Source organism: Marinomonas foliarum, assembly GCF_003337275.1.
Taxonomy (GTDB): Bacteria; Pseudomonadota; Gammaproteobacteria; order Pseudomonadales; family Marinomonadaceae; genus Marinomonas; species Marinomonas foliarum.
Window position 1 is genome coordinate 50,743 of sequence record NZ_QPJQ01000004.1, and the last position, 19,613, is coordinate 70,355.

Annotated in this window: 19 protein-coding genes; 12 read left to right on the forward strand and 7 right to left on the reverse strand. The window is 42.7% G+C overall.

All coding sequences use genetic code 11. The annotated features are described in order from the left end of the window. The first annotated feature begins 152 nt into the window (after positions 1 to 152). Complete coding sequence (locus DFP77_RS03060) at positions 153 to 590, forward strand: DUF3010 family protein (protein ID WP_114410828.1); 438 nt, start codon at positions 153 to 155, stop codon at positions 588 to 590. A 101-nt stretch (positions 591 to 691) separates the two neighbouring features. On the opposite strand, the gene DFP77_RS03065 is transcribed toward DFP77_RS03060, so the two are convergent. Both DFP77_RS03065 and DFP77_RS03070 read right to left on the reverse strand, forming a co-directional pair. Further along, entirely contained in the window at positions 692 to 1,099 is a 408-nt protein-coding gene (locus tag DFP77_RS03065) for a GFA family protein (RefSeq protein ID WP_114410829.1), read from the reverse strand. A 413-nt stretch (positions 1,100 to 1,512) separates the two neighbouring features. Next, positions 1,513 to 2,352 carry a helix-turn-helix transcriptional regulator gene (locus tag DFP77_RS03070; protein ID WP_114410830.1) on the reverse strand — a complete coding sequence of 280 codons (840 nt, stop codon included), beginning with the start codon at positions 2,350 to 2,352 and terminating at the stop codon, positions 1,513 to 1,515. A gap of 101 nt (positions 2,353 to 2,453) precedes the next feature. Here DFP77_RS03070 and DFP77_RS03075 point away from each other — a divergent pair, with 101 nt between their 5' ends. Both DFP77_RS03075 and DFP77_RS19465 read left to right on the forward strand, forming a co-directional pair. Further along, positions 2,454 to 3,311, forward strand: coding sequence for an SDR family oxidoreductase (locus DFP77_RS03075; protein ID WP_114410831.1), 858 nt, complete (start codon positions 2,454 to 2,456; stop codon positions 3,309 to 3,311). 18 nt (positions 3,312 to 3,329) lie between these two features. After that, complete coding sequence (locus tag DFP77_RS19465; protein ID WP_147270547.1) at positions 3,330 to 3,539, forward strand: transposase; 210 nt, start codon at positions 3,330 to 3,332, stop codon at positions 3,537 to 3,539. Positions 3,540 to 3,738: 199 nt separating this feature from the next. On the opposite strand, the gene DFP77_RS03080 is transcribed toward DFP77_RS19465, so the two are convergent. Further along, positions 3,739 to 4,632, reverse strand: a complete 894-nt coding sequence (locus DFP77_RS03080) for a DMT family transporter (RefSeq protein ID WP_114410833.1) — start codon at positions 4,630 to 4,632, stop codon at positions 3,739 to 3,741. 138 nt (positions 4,633 to 4,770) lie between these two features. Between DFP77_RS03080 and DFP77_RS03085 the strand changes: the two genes are divergently transcribed. The 4 genes from DFP77_RS03085 to DFP77_RS03100 all read left to right on the forward strand — a co-directional run bounded on the left by DFP77_RS03085 (position 4,771) and on the right by DFP77_RS03100 (position 9,757). Next, complete coding sequence (locus tag DFP77_RS03085) at positions 4,771 to 5,592, forward strand: HAD-IIB family hydrolase (protein WP_114410834.1); 822 nt, start codon at positions 4,771 to 4,773, stop codon at positions 5,590 to 5,592. A 52-nt stretch (positions 5,593 to 5,644) separates the two neighbouring features. After that, positions 5,645 to 6,874, forward strand: a complete 1,230-nt coding sequence (locus tag DFP77_RS03090) for a glycosyltransferase family protein (protein WP_110573411.1) — start codon at positions 5,645 to 5,647, stop codon at positions 6,872 to 6,874. A gap of 117 nt (positions 6,875 to 6,991) precedes the next feature. Next, positions 6,992 to 8,749 carry an alpha-amylase family glycosyl hydrolase gene (locus DFP77_RS03095; protein ID WP_114410835.1) on the forward strand — a complete coding sequence of 586 codons (1,758 nt, stop codon included), beginning with the start codon at positions 6,992 to 6,994 and terminating at the stop codon, positions 8,747 to 8,749. Between the two features lie 141 nt (positions 8,750 to 8,890). After that, positions 8,891 to 9,757 (forward strand): ABC transporter substrate-binding protein, encoded by an 867-nt coding sequence (locus tag DFP77_RS03100; RefSeq protein ID WP_114410836.1) that lies wholly within the window; start codon positions 8,891 to 8,893, stop codon positions 9,755 to 9,757. 91 nt (positions 9,758 to 9,848) lie between these two features. Here DFP77_RS03100 and DFP77_RS03105 read toward each other — a convergent pair whose 3' ends face one another. Continuing rightward, on the reverse strand, positions 9,849 to 10,178 hold the full coding sequence (locus tag DFP77_RS03105; RefSeq protein WP_114410838.1) for a DMT family transporter: 330 nt from the start codon (positions 10,176 to 10,178) through the stop codon (positions 9,849 to 9,851). A gap of 42 nt (positions 10,179 to 10,220) precedes the next feature. After that, a complete protein-coding gene (locus DFP77_RS03110; RefSeq protein ID WP_114410839.1) occupies positions 10,221 to 12,104 on the reverse strand; it encodes an ABC transporter ATP-binding protein in 1,884 nt (627 codons plus the stop codon). A 296-nt stretch (positions 12,105 to 12,400) separates the two neighbouring features. On the opposite strand from DFP77_RS03110, the gene DFP77_RS03115 reads away from it, so the two are divergent. The 4 genes from DFP77_RS03115 (at position 12,401) to DFP77_RS19515 (ending at position 15,368) form a co-directional block, all read left to right on the forward strand. Then, positions 12,401 to 13,600 carry a Bcr/CflA family multidrug efflux MFS transporter gene (locus tag DFP77_RS03115; protein WP_114410840.1) on the forward strand — a complete coding sequence of 400 codons (1,200 nt, stop codon included), beginning with the start codon at positions 12,401 to 12,403 and terminating at the stop codon, positions 13,598 to 13,600. A 55-nt stretch (positions 13,601 to 13,655) separates the two neighbouring features. Next, complete coding sequence (locus DFP77_RS03120; protein ID WP_114410841.1) at positions 13,656 to 14,006, forward strand: HopJ type III effector protein; 351 nt, start codon at positions 13,656 to 13,658, stop codon at positions 14,004 to 14,006. A gap of 142 nt (positions 14,007 to 14,148) precedes the next feature. Then, positions 14,149 to 14,970, forward strand: coding sequence for an HAD family hydrolase (locus DFP77_RS03125; protein ID WP_114410842.1), 822 nt, complete (start codon positions 14,149 to 14,151; stop codon positions 14,968 to 14,970). 236 nt (positions 14,971 to 15,206) lie between these two features. Beyond that, positions 15,207 to 15,368 carry a hypothetical protein gene (locus DFP77_RS19515; protein WP_181858487.1) on the forward strand — a complete coding sequence of 54 codons (162 nt, stop codon included), beginning with the start codon at positions 15,207 to 15,209 and terminating at the stop codon, positions 15,366 to 15,368. A 61-nt stretch (positions 15,369 to 15,429) separates the two neighbouring features. Here the strand turns inward: DFP77_RS19515 and DFP77_RS03130 are convergent, their stop codons facing one another. Together DFP77_RS03130 and DFP77_RS03135 are read right to left on the reverse strand one after the other, a co-directional pair. Next, positions 15,430 to 16,932 (reverse strand): TyrR/PhhR family helix-turn-helix DNA-binding protein, encoded by a 1,503-nt coding sequence (locus DFP77_RS03130; RefSeq protein ID WP_114410843.1) that lies wholly within the window; start codon positions 16,930 to 16,932, stop codon positions 15,430 to 15,432. After that, positions 16,929 to 18,155, reverse strand: a complete 1,227-nt coding sequence (locus tag DFP77_RS03135) for an ROK family transcriptional regulator (RefSeq protein WP_114410844.1) — start codon at positions 18,153 to 18,155, stop codon at positions 16,929 to 16,931. The genes DFP77_RS03130 and DFP77_RS03135 overlap by 4 nt, the downstream gene beginning before the upstream one ends. A gap of 188 nt (positions 18,156 to 18,343) precedes the next feature. On the opposite strand from DFP77_RS03135, the gene DFP77_RS03140 reads away from it, so the two are divergent. Continuing rightward, the gene (locus tag DFP77_RS03140; protein WP_114410845.1) at positions 18,344 to 19,534 is read left to right on the forward strand and encodes an AGE family epimerase/isomerase; all 1,191 of its coding nucleotides are present in this window, start codon (positions 18,344 to 18,346) and stop codon (positions 19,532 to 19,534) included. Positions 19,535 to 19,613 lie beyond the last annotated feature (79 nt).

Genomic DNA, 19,613 nt, shown 5'->3' on the forward strand with positions numbered 1-19,613 from the left:
GACAGCAAACTGAAAAGAGTGTAATAAACTAGCTGCTTTGATTTTCGCCTTAGATCTGACTGGTTTCCATTTCAACAAGCAGTATTTTTTACTCTGCGAAATCCCCATCAACTGTGCGATAATGCGCGAAATCCCCTATTCAGGACCCAGTTATGATTACTTGTGGTATCGAAATTAAAGGCAGCGAAGTCATTCTTTGCCTTCTGTCTAAGCAAGACGGACTATTCCAAATCGCCGATTGTCGCCAAGTGCGTCACACATTGAGCAACCCAAACGACAGCGAAAGCGTACGTAAATTTCAGTTCATGCTGAAAAAACTGTTTGAAGATTACAAAGTGAAAAGAGCCGTTATTCGTGAACGCCCAACCAAAGGCAAATTCGCTGGCGGTGCGGTAGGCTTTAAAATTGAAGCGGCGATCCAATTGATCGATACGGTTGAAGTAAATTTGTTCAGCGGCGCAAAAGTAAAAGACATCATTCAGCACAACCCAATGCCGATTCCATTCAAAGCAACAGGCTTACGTGCATTCCAAGAAGGCGCCTTCACAGTGGCTTATGCCGCGCTTTCAGAATACATTCCTGAAGCGTAAGTAGTAAGATTTCGCAATAAAAAAAACGGACGCCATTGAATGGAGTCCGTTTTTTATGCTCTTTATTGGATACAAACGACAGAAATGATAAATAACACCAACTATTTTCTCGATGGCTCGTGCCTTTCATATCTGGGTAAATCTATGTCTAATTCTTCCCAGTTGCCTTTTGAGGTGATGAAGTTATGAGAGATTGGACGTTCAACGATATCACTGTCAATTACGCCTAAACGGATTCTTAACTTGTCCGGCTTTGCTGAGTTTGAACTATAGATTGGCACACCGCATAATGAACAAAAGTATTTCCGCTTACCCTCACTACTTTCGTAATACGTAAGAGTGCCTTTTGCGTCGTTAAGCTTGAGATCTGACTTGTTCACATAACCATTTGTTGCAAACGCACTGCCACTCGCTTTTCGACACAGTGAGCAGTGACAATAAATAGGATCTGTAATTCCACCATGTAGCTCGAACTGGATAGAGCCACACAAACAACTGCCTTTGTACATTTCGCCTCCGTGGAAAGAAATAGATATTTGCTTAACACTCGCATAACAGGCGAAGTATCAGCAACGTCCAGCCCGTAGGGCGATTTTTAATGCGCTTGTTATGCTTTGGCTACGCACCCACCTTCTTTTAGTACGCGGGTGGTAGATGCCGGGTTGTTTTTAAGTGCAGCTACAGGGCGTATTTGCCGTGACACTAAGTTCCCTCAGACCTTATGATCTGTTCCACTTTCAAGGCAATGCATTTAAATGCTATTTTTCATCTGACCCTAAATTCGCTAAATTCGAATTCGCGGATATTATTCGCTATTTAGAAACCCCTTTTACGTAATTATCGCACTTTCAAGTAATTAAAATCAGTAAAATGTCCTGCCGAAATAGCTTCTGAAAAAGAAGCTAATTTTCGCTCGAATAATCTAGGCATTATATTTTTTACAGTCACGAATCAGTTTTTTTACTTTATTGGAACTGTCTTCAGTTTCTGGTGTATAAACGATTAAACTTAACTCAGGTCTACTGGAAACATTAAACGAAGAGTACGCGAGAGAGATGTCGCCAACATCTGGTTTATTTAGACACTTCACACCTTCATTAGAACGACTAATTTCTTGTGCTATCCAAAGCTTTTTAAACACCTCGCTGTGTTCAGACAATTCGGTCACTAATTGCTCTGTATGCTCTGTTTCACCTAACCTAGCAATGTCCGCACGAAAAGCACTAACGATTAAATTAGCGGTATCAATCCAATCAGGATTGTGTGCTCTCACTTCATTCTTTAAAAAGAATAAGCGCATAATATTACGATTTTCTGGGGCCAATAATGCGTAATCTGTGAGAACTACAGCCGCAGCGTCGTTCCAAGCAAGTACATCCCACGATAAGTTACGAATAATCGCAGGATTTGGACTCAAAGCATCAAGGATAGATTGTAATCGTGGCGTTATAACATCAGATAATTGATAATCCGTCTTAGGCAAATGCCCTAACGTCGTGAGATAAAGATATTCTTTTTCCGCATTAGTCAGCAATAACGCTTTTGCGATACGTGATAGAACTTCTTCTGACGGAGCTCCACCACGCCCCTGCTCTAACCAAGTATACCAAGTCACGCTAATGTGGGCACGCTGAGCCACTTCTTCACGTCGTAAACCTGGAGTACGCCGTCGCACACTATCGAAGCCCAATGAAATAGGATCAATGCTTTGACGTTTTTTCTTTAGAAATATAGCAAGGTGCTGCTCTGTCGTATTTTTCACAATTATCCTATTAGTTGCTATACCACGATAAGGTCACTACTTTAATAAAGCTCAGCACTTCATACAATGACTTTTTTGACCAACATAAAGTAGAGCAAACTATGAAACGTATATTTGTTACTGGCGCAACAGGATTTCTAGGGCAAGCTATCGTAAAAAATCTTCTAGACAATAATTACGATATTGTGGGACTAGCACGCAATAAAAGCAGTGCTGCAATATTAGAGAATCTTGGCGCAACCGCACACATTGGATCACTGGAAGATATCGATTCAGTTTTAGCAGGCATAGAAGGTGTCGATGCGGTGATCCATACCGCCTTCAATCATGATTTCGCTGCCTACAAACAAAGCTGCGAAGATGATCGACATATTATCTTAGCTCTGGGAAAAGCGCTTAATAATAAATCATGCCCACTCATTGTCACATCAGGGCCTTGGGCTATAGAAGAGTCTCATTCTGAGCAGTTTCCACGCGCAGCGTCAGATGAAGCCGCTTTAGTCTGTCATGAAAACGGTGCAAGATGCATGATTGTTGGCCTACCACAAGTTCATAATACTTATAAATTTGGCTTAATTAGTCCCATACTAGAGATTGCGCAAAGTAAACAAGTCTCTGCCTATATTGAAAACACAAATAATCAATGGGCTGCTGTTCACTTATCAGATGCCGCCAACTTATATCGTCTAGTGTTAGAAAACGGAGAAAGTGGACATAAATACATAGCGGTGGGCGAGAAAAACATTCCATTTAAGACAATTATGCAAACCATTGGTAATCGACTTAACCTTCCAACTCACGCCATAACCAAAGAACAAGCTCAAGACTATTTCGGACCTTATGCTTATTTTGCAGAGCTATCGCTTAATGCGTCCGGCGAAGAAAGTAAAAAGGCATTAGGTTGGACACCTAAAGGTGCCTCTCTTCTAGACGATATTTCCAACGCTGTTTTATCTTAAGTTTGATGGCTGTTAAAGGTGAAGAACCCAAAAGGTCAGGTATGTACTCTCGGAGTCGATTTGAGCAAAACCAGCTTTCAACTACACGGCGTAGACAGCCATAGGCAAACGGTTATCAGAAAAAAGCTCAGCCGTAGTAAATTGTTGCCCTGCATTGCTAATCTTCTACCTTGCGTCATTGGTATTGAAGCCTGTGGCGGTGCACATTATTGGTGTCGTCAATTTTAATTTAGGGTCAGATGAAAATTAAGGCGATTTTTCATCTGACCCCAATTATTCGCCCTCACTTTGAAAGACATAAGGAGAGGAAATAAATACAGTGTCGGGCTAAAGCCGCGACCTACCCTATATATTGGACAAAACAGCGATCGATTTTCAATCAATAAAGCTGTCAATTATGGCGCAGTAAGATAAAAACGCACCAAAACTAGGCATTTTTAGATGTTCGTTTTCTCGCGATTATGACAAGCAATACGCCACCTAGGACGCTTAGCGTTGCGATAACGAGGTGCATTGTTATGGACTCATTGGCGAAAACTACGCCGCCGATGGTGGCAATAATAGGAACGAGTAGCTGCAACACAGCAGCGATGGAAGCACTAAGATAAGGCAGAACGGCATACCAGATGGCATAGCCTAAACCAGACATAATGGCGCCAGAGGTGACGGCGAGAATAATGCCTTCAAGTTGTGCGCTCGGTGCTTGTTCGCCATTAAAAGAAATGACAATCAGCGCGACCAATAACATGGGAATAGTTCTAACAAAGTTAGACGTTGTTGCGAATAAAGGCTTAGCTGAAATTTTACCTCGCCATGTGTACAAGCCCCATGCCACGCCTGCTAGCGTCATTAAGACAAAGCCCAATAAAGAAGGTGAAGATAAAGTCGGAAGCACTAAATAGACAAAGCCTGCAAAGGCTATCGCCAGCCCTAACCATTCCAACCAAACCAGCTTCTGCCCTGCCCACACGGCAAATAAGATCAAGGTGAGTTGCACGGCACCAAAGAGTATTAAAGCGCCTATGCCTGTTTCTAATGTGACGTATGCATAAGAAAAGCCTAAGGCATACACAAAGAGCGCAAAAGCCGATAACCAACTACCCTCTAACCAAGTGGCTTTTAAATCAATCTGTTGCTGCTTTAAAGACTGGAACAAACAGAGGAACACCAAAGTCGCTGCGCCACTAAGCAAGCGCCACGTGGTGAATTGCGCAGGATCAATTAGACCATCGTTCAGCGCCAAACGACACAATACAGAGTTTGCTGCGAATGCCAGCAAAGCCAAAATCACAAAGACACATAAACGTAGCAAACTTGTCATTAATCTGTTCAACAGTCTAGTTAGGCTAGACATGCACCTTAATAGGAAAAGCACCACTTTTACGCACTGGCACCAGATTTGCAAGCTTCATACTAACGTTCATCAGCAGCATTTTGATGGACCCAACAAGGAATAGAGATGACAACACTTTTGATTTTTACCGATTTAGATGGCACCTTGCTCGATCATCATACTTACAGTTTTAAGCCAGCATTGGCTGCTCTTCAGTCATTAAAGACTTTTTCCATCCCTTGTATTATCAATACCAGCAAGACATTTGCAGAGCTTGCCTCCCTTAGAAAAGAGCTCAATCACCAAGACGCTTTTATCGTAGAAAACGGCTCTGCGGTATATATCCCAAAAAACACATCTATTTTAATTGATGAACAACTAGAAGATTGCGGCGACTTCTGGCGCAAGTCATTCGGCCCCAAACGCGACGAACTCATCAAACTGACTAACGATAAACAAGACAAATACACCTTTAAGCGCTTTAGCGATATGACCTATCAAGAGCTCATGTCTATTACGGGTCTAAATAGCACGAATGCGCAATTGGCGATGCAGCGAGAGTTCACTGAACCCATGGTTTGGACAGACTCGAATCTTGCTCTTAGCGCGCTTCGTGATGATCTTGCTCCGCATGACGTGCAGATCCAAAAAGGCGGACGCTTCGCGCATTTAATGGGCAAACACTGTGACAAAGCCAACGCCATGTTATGGCTGAAAGAATTATATGACGAACAAAGCGACGTTGAGGTGATCACTATGGCGTTGGGCGACGGTGAAAATGACATCGGCATGCTGAGCCAAGCTGATATTCCTGTCGTCATTCGCTCACCAGTGCATGCGCCACCTGAAATTCCAAACCGCAGTGACGCTTGGTTAACCGATGCTTATGGACCAGAAGGCTGGGCTCAGGCGATTAATTTACAACTCACTAAACAAGGTATTTTGTAAGCCACGAAAAGAACAATAAACACACCATTATTACGACTTAAGGAGAATTACTATGGGCGATTTTCATCAGAACGGTATCATCACCACGCTTCACAATCTGGCACACCGCCCGTTAGAAGAAATGGAAAAAGAGCTGTGTGAGTTTGCGAAAACGCGCCCAATGTCACTTATCCTGCCTTGTCTGTATTCTGAATTAGAAACAGACGCTATGCCGAATATTTTGAAACACTTGCAGCAAGTTCCCTACTTGTCTGAAATTATCATTGGCTTGGACAGAGCCACAGAAGAGCAATATCGTCACGCCTTAGAATTTTTCAGCGTGTTACCGCAAAATGTAAAAGTACTGTGGAATGATGGCCCCCGCCTAAGAGAAATTGACAGTGTATTAAAAGGCGAACACCTTTCACCATCTGATCCTGGCAAAGGCCGTAATGTTTGGTTCTGTATGGGCTATAACTTGGCGGCAGGCAAAGCCGAATCGATTGCCATGCACGACTGTGATATCGTCACTTATGACCGTGAATTATTGGCGCGCCTTATTTACCCTGTGGCGAACCCGAATTTTAACTATGAATTCTGTAAGGGCTTTTATGCCCGCGCCGCCAATGGCAAGATGAATGGACGCGTCAGTCGTTTGTTGGTCACGCCCTTACTTTGCTCATTGAAAAAAGTTTTTGGCCATTTAGATTATTTGGATTATTTAGACAGCTATCGCTACCCGCTGGCTGGTGAGTTTTCGTTCCGCCGTGATGTGATGACAGATTTGCGTATTCCAAGTGATTGGGGCTTAGAAATTGGCGTACTAAGTGAGATGTACCGCAACTACTCGACCAACCGTTTGTGTCAGGTAGACATTGCCGATATTTATGATCACAAACATCAGGATTTATCTGCAGATAACGACGATGGCGGTCTATCTAAAATGTCGATCGATATCACCAAAGCAATTTTTCGGAAGTTGGCGACAAACGGTACTATCTTTAATCAAGAAACATTCCGAACCATTAAAGCAACTTACTATCGTGTCGCGTTGGATTTCATTGAAACCTACAAAAACGACGCTGAAATTAATGGTTTAAAATTAGACGTGCATTCAGAAGAACAAGCCGTCGAACTGTTCGCTAGTAACATTATGAAAGCGGGTAACCACTATTTAGACAACCCAATGGAAACGCCTTTTATACCTAGTTGGAACCGCGTTTTAAGTGCTTTTCCTGGGGTGATGTCACAGCTTGCTCAAGCTGTTGAGTTAGATATGGCTGAATATGGACCTAAAAAATAGCCCCCTAAGAATAGAGCTGTCAGCAAAAAATTAGATCATCAAGGTGACGCGATTTGTGCAAAGGACGTCACACTATGTTGCTTTTCAACCACTTACAAAAAAGATTGGTAGGTAAATATGGAAAACGCACCTTTGTCGCACCTAGAGCAGCGACTCATAGCGCATTTACAGGTAATTTATCCGAACTTAGATACCAAAGACCTAGCTGACAAATGCTTAGCGATGTTTCACCTAGATCCAATGACTGAGTCCCCTCGCCCGCACAGAAACTTGTGGGACCAGTCGGATATTATGCTGATTACCTACGCTGACACCTTGCGACAAAAAGACGAAGCACCGTTAGAAACCTTACATAAGTTCGTTAAAAATAAGCTTTCAGACTGCATCTCTGCAGTGCATTTGCTGCCTTTTTTCCCTTACAGTTCCGATGATGGTTTTAGTGTCATGGATTACACCACGGTGAACCCATCTTGTGGTCGTTGGGAAAACATCGTTAATTTATCAAAAGACTTCAAAGTCATGGGCGATCTGGTTATAAACCATTGTTCGAGCCGAAGCCTATGGTTTGAAAACTTTAAAGCGGGTGTTAATCCAGGCGCTAACTTCTTTTACGAAGCAGACCCAAATGCCGATTTAAGTGCCGTTGTTCGCCCTAGAACCTCACCCTTGTTACGAGAAGTACAAACCCAAAATGGTGAAAAGCATGTTTGGTGTACCTTTAGCCATGACCAAATCGACCTGAATTTTGAAAAGCCAGAAGTGCTGTTGGAATTCTTACGTATCATTCACCTTTATCTCGAAAAAGGCATTCGTTGGTTCCGTCTAGATGCTGTGGCATTTCTTTGGAAGATACCAGGCACAAGCTGTATAAACCTACCGCAAACTCATGAAATCATTCGTTTACTCCGACTCATGATTGAGCATTATGCGCCAGACTCCGTCATCATTACCGAAACTAATATTCCTAATCAGGAGAATTTAACCTACTTTGGTAACGCCAACGAAGCCCATTTGATCTACAACTTCTCCTTACCACCTCTGCTAATTAACAGCTTGGTCACAGGCAATTGCAGCCACTTAAAACAATGGCTAATGAGCATGCCACCAGCACAGCAAGGCACTACTTATCTTAACTTCCTCGCTTCCCATGATGGGATCGGCCTACGCCCAACCGAGGGGCTCTTATCGGAATGGGAACTGGAAACCCTGATTAACACCATGAAACGCTTTGGTGGCAAAATTAGCTCACGTACTACGCCGCAAGGTGAAGCTAAGCCGTATGAAATTAACATCAGCCTTTGGAACGCTTTTTCTGGGTCGGCGCTGCATGGGCCAGATAAATGGCAGTTCGCTCGCTTCCTTTGCGCGGCTGGCGTCATGATGGCTTTGGAAGGCGTGCCTGCTTTTTATATTCACAGCCTGTTTGGTACAGAAAACGATTTGGAGCGCGTGAACAATACAGGGCATTTCCGCTCTATCAATCGCCACATTTGGGATATGGAGGATTTGAACCATGTTCTTAACACCCCAACCCATCACCAAAAAGTCTTCCAGAGCATCACTAAGTTGACACAAATTCGTCGTGCTCAGCCCGCTTTTCACCCTAATGCAACTCAGTATATTTTGCACATGGGTGAAAACCTGTTTGCCTTCTGGCGTCAAAGCCTAGACCGTAGACAAAGTTTATTTGCGGTCTATAACATGACAGATCAACCACAACACTTTAATTTGTCTGAACTAAACCTGATTGCCACAGATATTTGGACAGATCTTGTTTCTGAGCAGGTATATGAAGACCATTTAGGCAAAGTCACTCTAATGCCGTATCAGTTTGTTTGGCTAGCGAACAAAAAAGGGAAAGTAAAAACCAGCTAATTACCTGTTTCATATTCAGCAACGTATCGTATCTCGTTTTAGTAACAACACTTACCTATAAAAGTGAGACAATGATAACCATTATCAAATAACGATAATGGTTATTTTTATTTCAAGACTCATAAATAGGTAATTGTGAAGATGACAAAGTTAAAACAAATATTAGCCATAGGGACATTGGTTGCATTTAGTCAGCTATCAACCGCTGAAACGAGATTACCAACCACCGCTGTTTTTGATCTTGGTAGCTTAGACACCATGGCAGAGCTAGGTCTTGAAAGCCAAGTTACAGGCGTTCCTAAACAAATGATTCCTGAGTATTTACAACAGTTTGACAGCGCAAGCTATAGCGACATTGGTGGCTTAAAATCGCCAGACTTAACAGCACTAAGCACAGTTAAACCAGACCTTATCATTATTACTGGACGCCAAGCAGGCAAGAAAGACGAGCTGGCTAAAATTAGCGCGGTAAAACAAGTCAACATGTCAGGGGAAAACTATTGGCATGATTTTAGTGACAACGTCAATTCGATTGCCACACTATTTCATGTTCAAGACAGAGCAGATAAAGCCCTTGCGGATTTGAAAGGCTACATAAAATCCACCAAGAAGACCCTAAATAAAGACACAACGGTTCTGATTGTTACTCATAACAGCGGTTCTTTAGGGCTACGAGAAGACGCCATTAGCAGCCAGCTTTTGGGTTTGAAAACAGCAAACATCCCAGCTCATGTAAAATCCCATACGCGAGGCACTCGAACATTTACACCACTTACCATTAGTGATATCGCTGAAACAAACCCGACAACCTTATTTATCGTTGACCGCAGCGAAGCTATTGGCAATACAAACGAAGCGCTCGACATAAATAAATTAGAAGCAGATCTTGCCGCCCAAGGTGCGGGCTCTATTAAAGTCACGTATTTATCGCCTAAGCTTTGGTACTTATCCGGTAACGGTTTGCAAAGCGTGCGTATGCAGGTAAAAGAAATCGCTGAAGGTCTGTAAGACTGAGTCCGACAGGCCATTCCAAATACAAAAAATCCCTCGCTGATATCATCAACGAGGGATTTTTATGCATTCAGTATTCCGCTTTTTATCAGTGGCTTATTGTTTTAGAAAAAACATTAATAACCACCACACCAGCGATAATCAAAGACATACCAATACACGCCGCTAGATCGAGTTTTTCGTTAGCAAAGAGATAACCAAACACCGAGATCAACACTATCCCTAACCCAGACCAAATGGCGTATGTCACCCCTGTCGGCATAGATCGCATAACAATGGTTAACAAGTAAAAAGACACGCCATAACCTATCACCAGCACAACACTTGGGACCAATTTAGTGAAAGACTCTGATGCTTTTAACGCGGTGGTTGCGATCACTTCCGCCAATATGGCGAGAAACAAAATAAAATACGTCATAAGCCCTTCCCCAAATTGTCGACTCCAAACGGAACCGTTTTTTTACTTAGCGCCTGCCAGCTCAACATCTTCAATATCAATGTCTTCTAAGTCAATGTCCTCAGCTAAGAAGCCGCCTGTTTGGTGCGCCCATAGCGAAGCGTATATGCCTTTATGCTGGATCAGCTCTTCGTGGCTACCTTGCTCTACAATGTTGCCTTTATCCAATACAATCAATCGATCCATTGCGGCTATCGTCGATAAACGGTGAGCAATCGCGATCACAGTTTTGCCTTGCATCAGTTTATATAGGCTCTCTTGAATCGCCGCTTCTACTTCTGAATCCAATGCGGATGTCGCTTCGTCTAATATCAACAAAGGCGCATCTTTCAATAAGACTCTAGCAATCGCAATACGCTGACGCTGACCGCCAGAAAGTTTGATACCACGTTCACCCACCATGGCATCATAACCTGCGTTACCAAATGGATCAGTCAAGTCTTGGATGAATTCATGGGCTTCTGCTTGCTTCGCCGCCGCGATCATTTCTTCTTCCGAAGCGTCAGGTCGACCGTAAAGTAAGTTTTCACGAACGGTCCTGTGCAACAAGGATGTATCTTGCGTCACCATGCCAATTTGAGATCGTAGCGAATCTTGCTGAACTTCACTAATGTTTTGCCCATCAATACGAATTTGACCTGATTCTACATCATGAAAACGCATCAATAGATTTACAATAGTAGACTTGCCTGCGCCAGAGCGACCAACCAAACCCACTTTTTCGCCTGCTTTAATAGATAAAACAAGGTTCTCAATTACTTTACCGTCTTGTTTACCATAGTGAAAATTGATGGCGTCGTATTCAATGCGGCCATTCGGAACAGAAAGCGCTGGAGCGTTTACTTTGTCCTCGATCTCAACAGGGCGAGAAAGTGTTTTCATGCCGTCGTTAACCATGCCGATGTTTTCAAACAAAGCACTAATTTCCCACATAATCCACTGGGACATGCCATTTAATCTCAGCGCTAAACTCACCGCAATCGCAATTGCACCCACACTTATAATGCTGCCAGTCCATAACCAAATAGATAATGCTGCCACCGAAAATGCTAAAATGTAGTTACAAGTTTGCACACCTACGTTAAGCATGGTGACCAAACGCATTTGCTTATAAACCGTCTGCAAGAAACCGTCCATTCCCTCTTTAGCATAATCCGCTTCACGCTTATGATGAGAAAACAGTTTCACCGTTGAAATATTGCTGTAGCTGTCTACAACACGGCCTGTCATCGTTGAACGCGCATCCGCCTGCTCTGATGAAATTCTCTTTAGTTTTGGAACAAAATACAGCTGCAATAAAACATAGCAAACTAACCAGCCTAACAGAGGAATCATCAGGCGATAGTCCGCTTTAGCAATCAACACCACCATGGAGATAAAGTACACGCCGATGTAAACCAGCACATCCAGTAGTTTCATAACGGTTTCACGAACCGCCAATGACGTTTGCATCACTTTAGTTGACACTCTCCCAGCAAATTCATCCTGAAAAAACGACATACTTTGGCGCAAAATATAGTGATGAGACAACCAGCGAATTCGCATTGGGTAATTTCCCAATAACGTCTGGTGAATGATTGCCGAATGCAAAAAAGTAACCAAAGGCATAGCAACTAAAATCATCAATGACATTAGCAATAGGTGCGTACTTTCTTCCGCAAAGAAGGTCGCGGGGTCTTTGTTAATCAACCAATCGACTAATTGCCCCATGAAGCTGAACAGAGTCACTTCGAGTATCGCAATAGCAGCCGTAAGCAGTGACATTAATATCAGAGGTAACTCAACCCCTTTAGAGAAATGGCGACAAAATGCATAAAGTGTTTTTGGCGCCTGTCCGGCTTCAATATCAGGATATGCTGACACCCATTTTTCAAAAAAACGTAACATGTTGTTCCTTATAAAACCGTTAAATCTGACACTATTAAAAAATAAAACGCCACAAAAGCAGAGCCAAACTAGGCAAGAAGCATTTTCATGATAAGGGGGGACGAAATTGAACCATGATATATAATTGAAGACCAGAAAAGATCAAAGGTTATAATTTGCTATTCTCAAGCTTTACTTAGTGTTTGCACAATTACGTTCTCTTACCTATCACAAACCTATTATAATTCGTTTCTACCTTTTTAGGTGGTATTAATTCTGCCGAATAAACTCGGTTAACCTATTAAATAAGTCATTATATGAAGCTCACTTTCCCCATTGTTTTAGTACTTGGCCTGTTATCAGGGCTAACACCATTAGCGATTGACGCTTACCTTCCAAGTATTCCAACTATTTCCAAAGCACTAAATACGGATATTAGCCTTATCCAAATGACACTCAGTATGTATTTAGTGGTTTTTGCCTTTTTGCAGATTCTGTTTGGCCCTATTTCTGATGCCATTGGCCGCCGTAAGGTAATTGTCGGCGGATTAGGTATTTTTGCTGTTGGTAGCTTTGTTTGCGCAGTAGCCCAAAGCTACGAAATGCTGCTGGTAGGCAGAGCCATACAAGCACTGGGTGGTGCTGCTGTCGCCGTCTGTGTTCCGGCTCTAGTTAAAGACGGTATGTCGATTAACCAATTTGCCAAAGCCATGTCCATGATTATGCTGGTGATGGCTTTGGCTCCTTTAGCAGCTCCAATTCTTGGTGGTTTTATCTTAACCATCCTTAGCTGGCATTATATTTTTGTGTTTTTAGGTGTTTTAGCCGCACTCGCAATATTTTTATTTTTGCGCACCATACCAGAAACGCTCCCAATAGAAAAAAGAGTGCCATTTTCATTTCTCAACGCAATTAAGAACTATAAAACACTCCTAAAAAATCGCGCGGTGATGGGGTATGTAGTCGCCTCTGCCTTTTACTTTACTGGCATGATGAGTTTTATTACGGGCTCTTCATTTGTGTATATTGAAGTGTATGGTGTTGACCCAGCAAACTTCGGCTTCTTGCTTGGCATTAATGTTATTTCTATGATGATCGCCTCTACAATAAATGGCCGTTACGTAGAAAAACTTGGAACAGAATTACTTTCGAAATACGCGATTTTCATCCCGCTTATTGCTTCTTGCATGATGATTGTTTTGAGCTTTTTCAACCACCCGCCTATTTGGCTTATCGTCCTTTCAAGCATGCTTTTTGTTGGTCCCATGGGGATTTTAGGCAGCGGCTTTATGGCTGGTGCCCTTAAATATTCTGGTAACCATAATGGCAGCGTTACGGCGTTAGCTGGAACGTCTCGCTTTGCCATGGGAGCATTAGGCGGCGTTGTCGTGAGTCTCCTTCACAATGGCACATTTGTTCCAATGCTTGGCACCATGGCTGCATGCGGTATTATTGCCTTTGTGACATTTAAAGCCACAGTGCGTTACTCAAAATCATTGGACAAAGAACAGGCATAATATCGCCATTTATCTTTCAACTTATCATTCTTATAACTGACTATACGAGGCTCTCATGCTAAGCACAGCAACGCTCATCGAAAAAATCAAAAGCACTCCTGAACAAGTTCAATTCAAAGAAGTGATTGATGTCATAGAGCGCGAATACGATTTCACGCCAACAGCATTTTCTAATGGCACACAAAACAATGCGATAAACGAGAACAATGGTTCTTGTAAGATTTTTTCCTTTGCCTCTATAAATCAGCTAGCTGCTGCAGAAACGCTGCATTTATTTGGTGATTTTTACCGTGTGGATGTATTAGAAAACCCTGAAGCCAGCGACCATCAAAACATCCGACAGTTCATCGAAAATGGCTGGACTGGCATTAACTTTACAGCACAAGCACTATCACACAAAGCCTAGCCGACAGGGCAATCATAGCTCTTTACTGATTGCCCTACCTTCCCTTTCGGTCTAAAAAACCTTCAATAAACCTAATGTAAATAGGTTGAACTTCTCTCTCATAAAATGCGATAGTGCTGAACAATGAAAAGATGAGGTGATTATGGAATTAGTGGCATTTGACCTAGATGGTACCCTACTGAATAGACATCAAAGACTGTCTGATTACACACTTGAAACGCTAGAGCGTTTAAAGTCTGCTGGCATATTTTATACTGTTGCAACAGGGCGAACACATTTCGCTGCGACGCCTTGCCTCGTAGGTCATGATTTTCCAAATTGGCAAATTTTCAAAAATGGGGTTGAATGGTGGGATCCTCAGCAAAACACTTACCGTCATCGAAGCCTGTTATCACAAAGCCACATCTCTGAACTACTTACTTCTTTTGAAGAAAACCAAGTCACGCCTTTTGTCTTTTGCTTAGAAGATGATGGCTCTCATAAAGTCTACCATTCGCCATTAACTGGCCACCTAAGCGATCATATTGCCAATGAGCTAGGCAACCATACCAACATGAGTCTTCACCCTATAAGCGAACTTTCTAATAACTCAAAGATCACTAACATAAGTGCCATGGGGCACCCTACATTTATAGACAAAATAATTGAAGACTCTCAAAAGTACAGCCACTTAACCGCCTATTCAGGTGGTGGAATTTATAACCCTGACGCTTTTTGGTTGGACATCCATCATAGTAATGTGTGTAAAGGTTCCGCACTAATGGAACTTAAAGCTGAAGTTGGTGCCGAAAGGTTAATCGTCTTTGGAGATGGTGATAACGACTTGACCATGTTCTCTCAGTCGGATGAGGCGTTTGCCACTGAGAACGCACTTTCCCACGTGAAAGAAGCGGCAAGTGATGTTATTGGCCACCATGACGAAGACGGCGTCGCCAAGTATCTAAGAAAAAGATACGATTTGTAGTTTTTTAGCTTGTGACGAACTCTTTCACTGCCGAATGGTTGATTTTATAAAATCTAACGCCATTATTGCTAGGTAAGTGTTCATAATTACGATGCTACAAAGACTTTTTTAGAGCGATAAGTTGCGTAAAGAGTGTATATTTCTACATTCTTTAACCAAAAAACAACATAATTGACTTTACCCAACGATCATAATGAACCATGATTGTTACAGAATAATTAGTTTGGAGAAGCACCATGTTTGAATTTTTGTTATTCATAGCTGCCTGTGCAGCAATTGCTTTCTTGGTAGCCAACGTTCAGAAATCTTTTTTTCAACCAAAAGCAACACTACAACCTATTAAGATTGAGCGAGAAAAAGCAAAACGCCCACACCCTCAACGTAAACGCTCTTATTAATCATTTCTTTTCCAAATACGATACTAGCTGGACACACCGCTTGGTGAGTCTAGCTAATTAATCATATTTTAATGTCATATTCCTTTAGTTTGTTTGCTATTGCACTGTGACTCATTCCAACAGCTTTCGCCAACCGTCTTGTACTTGGGTAGCTTGGGTACAACTGTTTTAGTAATTCAGCCTCCCATTGCTTTACCGTTTTCTCTAACGAATTCTGCTGTAAAACCATAGTCACCGCTTTGCCATTATTCACTTCAGGCAAGTGGATATCATCTGCCGCCCATTCCCTATTTGTTGCAGTCAGTAGTGTCTGCAAACATGTATTCTGCAATTCTTTTAGGTTACCAGGCCAAGTATATAAAGCTAACTTAATCAAAGCAGGTTTTGACAAGCTAGCAACGGGTAGGCGATAACGCTCTGCTTGAGTCGAGATAACTTGCTGGGCCAAGCCTTCAAGATCCTCACGACGATCTCGAAGTGCAGGGACAGACAACACAAGTGTCGCTAATGAAAAATACAAACCTGAATGCAGCGTTTTACCATTCGCTAGCTGGGACTGACTTAACACCGAAGTACTGATGATGCGTAAATTAGAATCTAGGCTGGTTCCGGTGCCAGGCTGTCGAGCCAGCCAATGAGCCAGCTCAATCTGTACGTTTTTATCTAAGTACTCAATATCCTCAATTACAAGCCAACCAGACATTTGATCTAACGAAGCGATATCAGAGCGCTCAATATCACGAGCATTACGCACGATCAATTGCGCCTCTAGCTCACCTTGTCGTTTGTTCCAATATTGAAACAAAGCATCAATTAGATCTCGCTTACCTGTTCCCACTTCGCCTTGAACTAATAAAGGCATCGACACATCTGCAAAGACTTTTGCTTGCGTCAAAGCCTCTCTCATGGACTCACTCTTGATGACCGAAGGTTTAAAATAGGCTTCAAAATGTGCCTCCGCATCCGGTGCTTGTTTCAAGCTGGCAGCTTGACGATCTAGCCGCGTTTTCGATTTAAGATAAATGACGGTTCCGGCAGGGTTGGTCACACCATCGTCATCGGAGACAAAAATCGGCTTCATTTCTAGCAATAGCATTTTATTACGAATGCGAATGCGCTTCGTCATCCCTTCTCGTGGATTGGCCCAAATTTCCTTTGCGACATTCACACCTTTTATAAAATGCTGTAGCGGTTGATGAAGTAAATCTGCTACAGAGACATTCAAATCTTCAGCCGCCAGCTCCGTTGCCATTGTAATGTGACCTTTTAGATCAACCGACATCACACCATCCGGCAAGACTTCTAACAAAGTATAAATCGCGTTGTGTTCACGCTCAGACGGAGTAAACATCACAGTCTTAACATCCTCAACACTTTCTAAGCGACGAATATCCGCCAACAGCTGCTGCAGTTTTGGAAAAGGAATGTCTGGAAAGCCACAATAAATACAGCGGCGCTTTGTATCTACCTCAACTAACCGCATATCAATGCCATGAGGAATAAATAGGTCAAGCGCTTCGCGCACCATGCCGATTCTATCTTCACACTGTATCTCTACTCTCATGGTTTCTCTCTAGTATTTCGCTGTTTGTCTTTGGAGCTTAGCAACAGTAAATTCTTCTGTGGCGCGAAGATTTCATAAAGTGGCAAAACAGCTGCACCAAGCACGCCAGCCGTCTGCCCTGTTTGAGCATGACGAATCGGTGGTATGGGCAAGGTACTTTGCTGGGCTACCACTTGTTCAAGCTCAGTAATCAACGCCGTTAACACCGTCGTTGGTAAACGCCCCCCAATCAAAATGGCTTCAGGATCGTATAAAGCCACCACGGCTGCTAAAGCAGAAGCCACTTCATGAGCAACGTCATTCGACCACTGCGACACGGCCTTTATATACACATCATCCTGCCATGCTTCATCACAGTCTGGCCAAGTAAGCTGATTCGACCATAAAAAACGTCGTAATGATGATAAAGATAAGGCCTCTAAAATCCATTTTCCGTGTTTGCCTGTTGCAGTTGGAATAAGCCCAAAGCTACCAGCTTTGCCATGTGAGCCAAAATAACATTCGCCATTTGTCACCACACTTCCGCCACATGCCGTGCTGACAAACAAATAAAAGAAATCGAACGGCAATACACCCGGCGCTAATAACAACTCACTGGTTGCTGCGGCAACCGCATCATTCTCACAAAAGCACACCAGCCCAGTTGACTCCGCTAACCAAGTTTCAAATGCATCTGAACGCCAATAAGATAAAGCGTCTTTCAGAGAATCTAAATTAGACAGCTGATCTTGATCCGTCACTAATGTTTCCAACCAAGAGTCCATATAATCTGGGCGAGTCAAACCTATACCCTGTACTCGACTCCAATCATCACCCAAGGTAGCTTTGACCTCTTCAATTAAGTCGCTCGCAATCTGTTTGGCCATATTTTCCGTCGGAAAAGACACCGCTCGTTCAACCAATAAAACGCACTCGCCACTAAAATCTAACAAAGCAGCACTGATATGATCGCGGTCAACATTAATCCCCAGGCCATACGCCCCTTTCTTATTAATGCTTAATTTGATTGAAGGCTGGCCTCTTCGCCCCTTGACCTTACCTGCGACATGAAGCAGCTGACGCTCTAATAAAGACGAAGTAATGACCGAAATCGTTTGCGCACTTAGCCCTGTTTGCTCTGCAATGCTCACTCTCGAAATGTCAGGATGCTGTCGAACCAAACGGAGTATTATCCGCTCATTATAAATCCGACTTTGTTCTGAGGTGCTACCAGAAGATTTCATATAACCCTACTCTCATACTTTGGCTTGTAAACTAATCGCTACCATTTAATAAATCTAATTGATTTAATAATATAACTCATTAAGATGAGAGATACGTCTTTAAACGCTCCATTTTTGATCAATTTTTCTTTTGCAAAACAATAAAGGGCTATTACGCTGAACAAAAGCCCAAAACAAAGGACCTCATCATGAACTCTTTTCCGGACTTTAAATCTGTTGATTTTTTAAACGACCATATTCAATCTACCATGGCGTTTTATCACCCAAACTGCATCGATGAATCTGGCGGTTTTTTTCAATTCTTCAAAGATAACGGCGATATTTATGATACCGACACTCGCCACCTTGTTAGCAGCACTCGCTTCATTTTCAACTACGCCAAAGCCTATCAAGCCACTAAAAACACCGCCTATTTAGAAGCCGCTCAGCACGGTCTAGAGTATTTAAGAAACCGCCACCGTCGTGAAAATGGTGGCTATGTTTGGCTACTTAACAAAGATAAAAACCTAGATGAAACCAATCATTGCTATGGTTTTGCATTTGTCATGCTTGCCTATTCAACCGCTTATAAAGCGGGAATAAAAGAAGCAAAAGCATGGGTAAAAGAAACCTTCGACGTCATGGAAACACATTTTTGGGACGCTGAATTTGGCTTGTACAAAGACGAAATATCCAGTGATTGGCAAACGATTTCACCTTATCGTGGCCAAAATGCCAATATGCACAGCTGCGAAGCACTATTGGCAGCTTACGATGCCACACAAGAAGTCCATTACCTTGAACGAGCTACCTTGCTTGCTCATAACATTTGCGTACGCCAAGCAGCTCTCGCTGGCGGTGAAATTTGGGAACATTACACAACCGACTGGCAAGTTGATTGGGACTATAATAAAGCAGACCCAAAGCATTTATTCCGCCCATGGGGATTTCAGCCTGGCCACCAAACTGAATGGTCTAAACTACTGTTATTAATACACCAACGTTCGCATGATGATTGGCTAATTCCAACCGCGCAGAAGCTATTCAATTCGGCATGGGAAAAATCATGGGACCATACTAATGGTGGTCTGTGCTACGGCTATGACCCCAAAGGGAATATCTGCGATGGCGACAAGTACTTTTGGGTTCAAGCGGAGTCCTTTGCCGCGGCAGCAATGCTTGCCATATACACGAAAGAAAACCATTACTGGGACAAATACCAACAACTCTGGCAATACAGTTGGTCACATATGATAGATCATAAATATGGTGCTTGGTTTCGAATTCTGACTCAAGACAATAAAGCCTTTGATGATTGTAAAAGCCCTGCGGGCAAAACAGACTACCACACCATGGGCGCTTGCTATGAGGTCATAGAACAACTCACCAAACAGAATTAAAACTCGCTAACAAATCCCCACTAACTAAAGGGCGATCATTCTATTTATAGCCAAAATGGAGTATGATGCAGCCCCTACG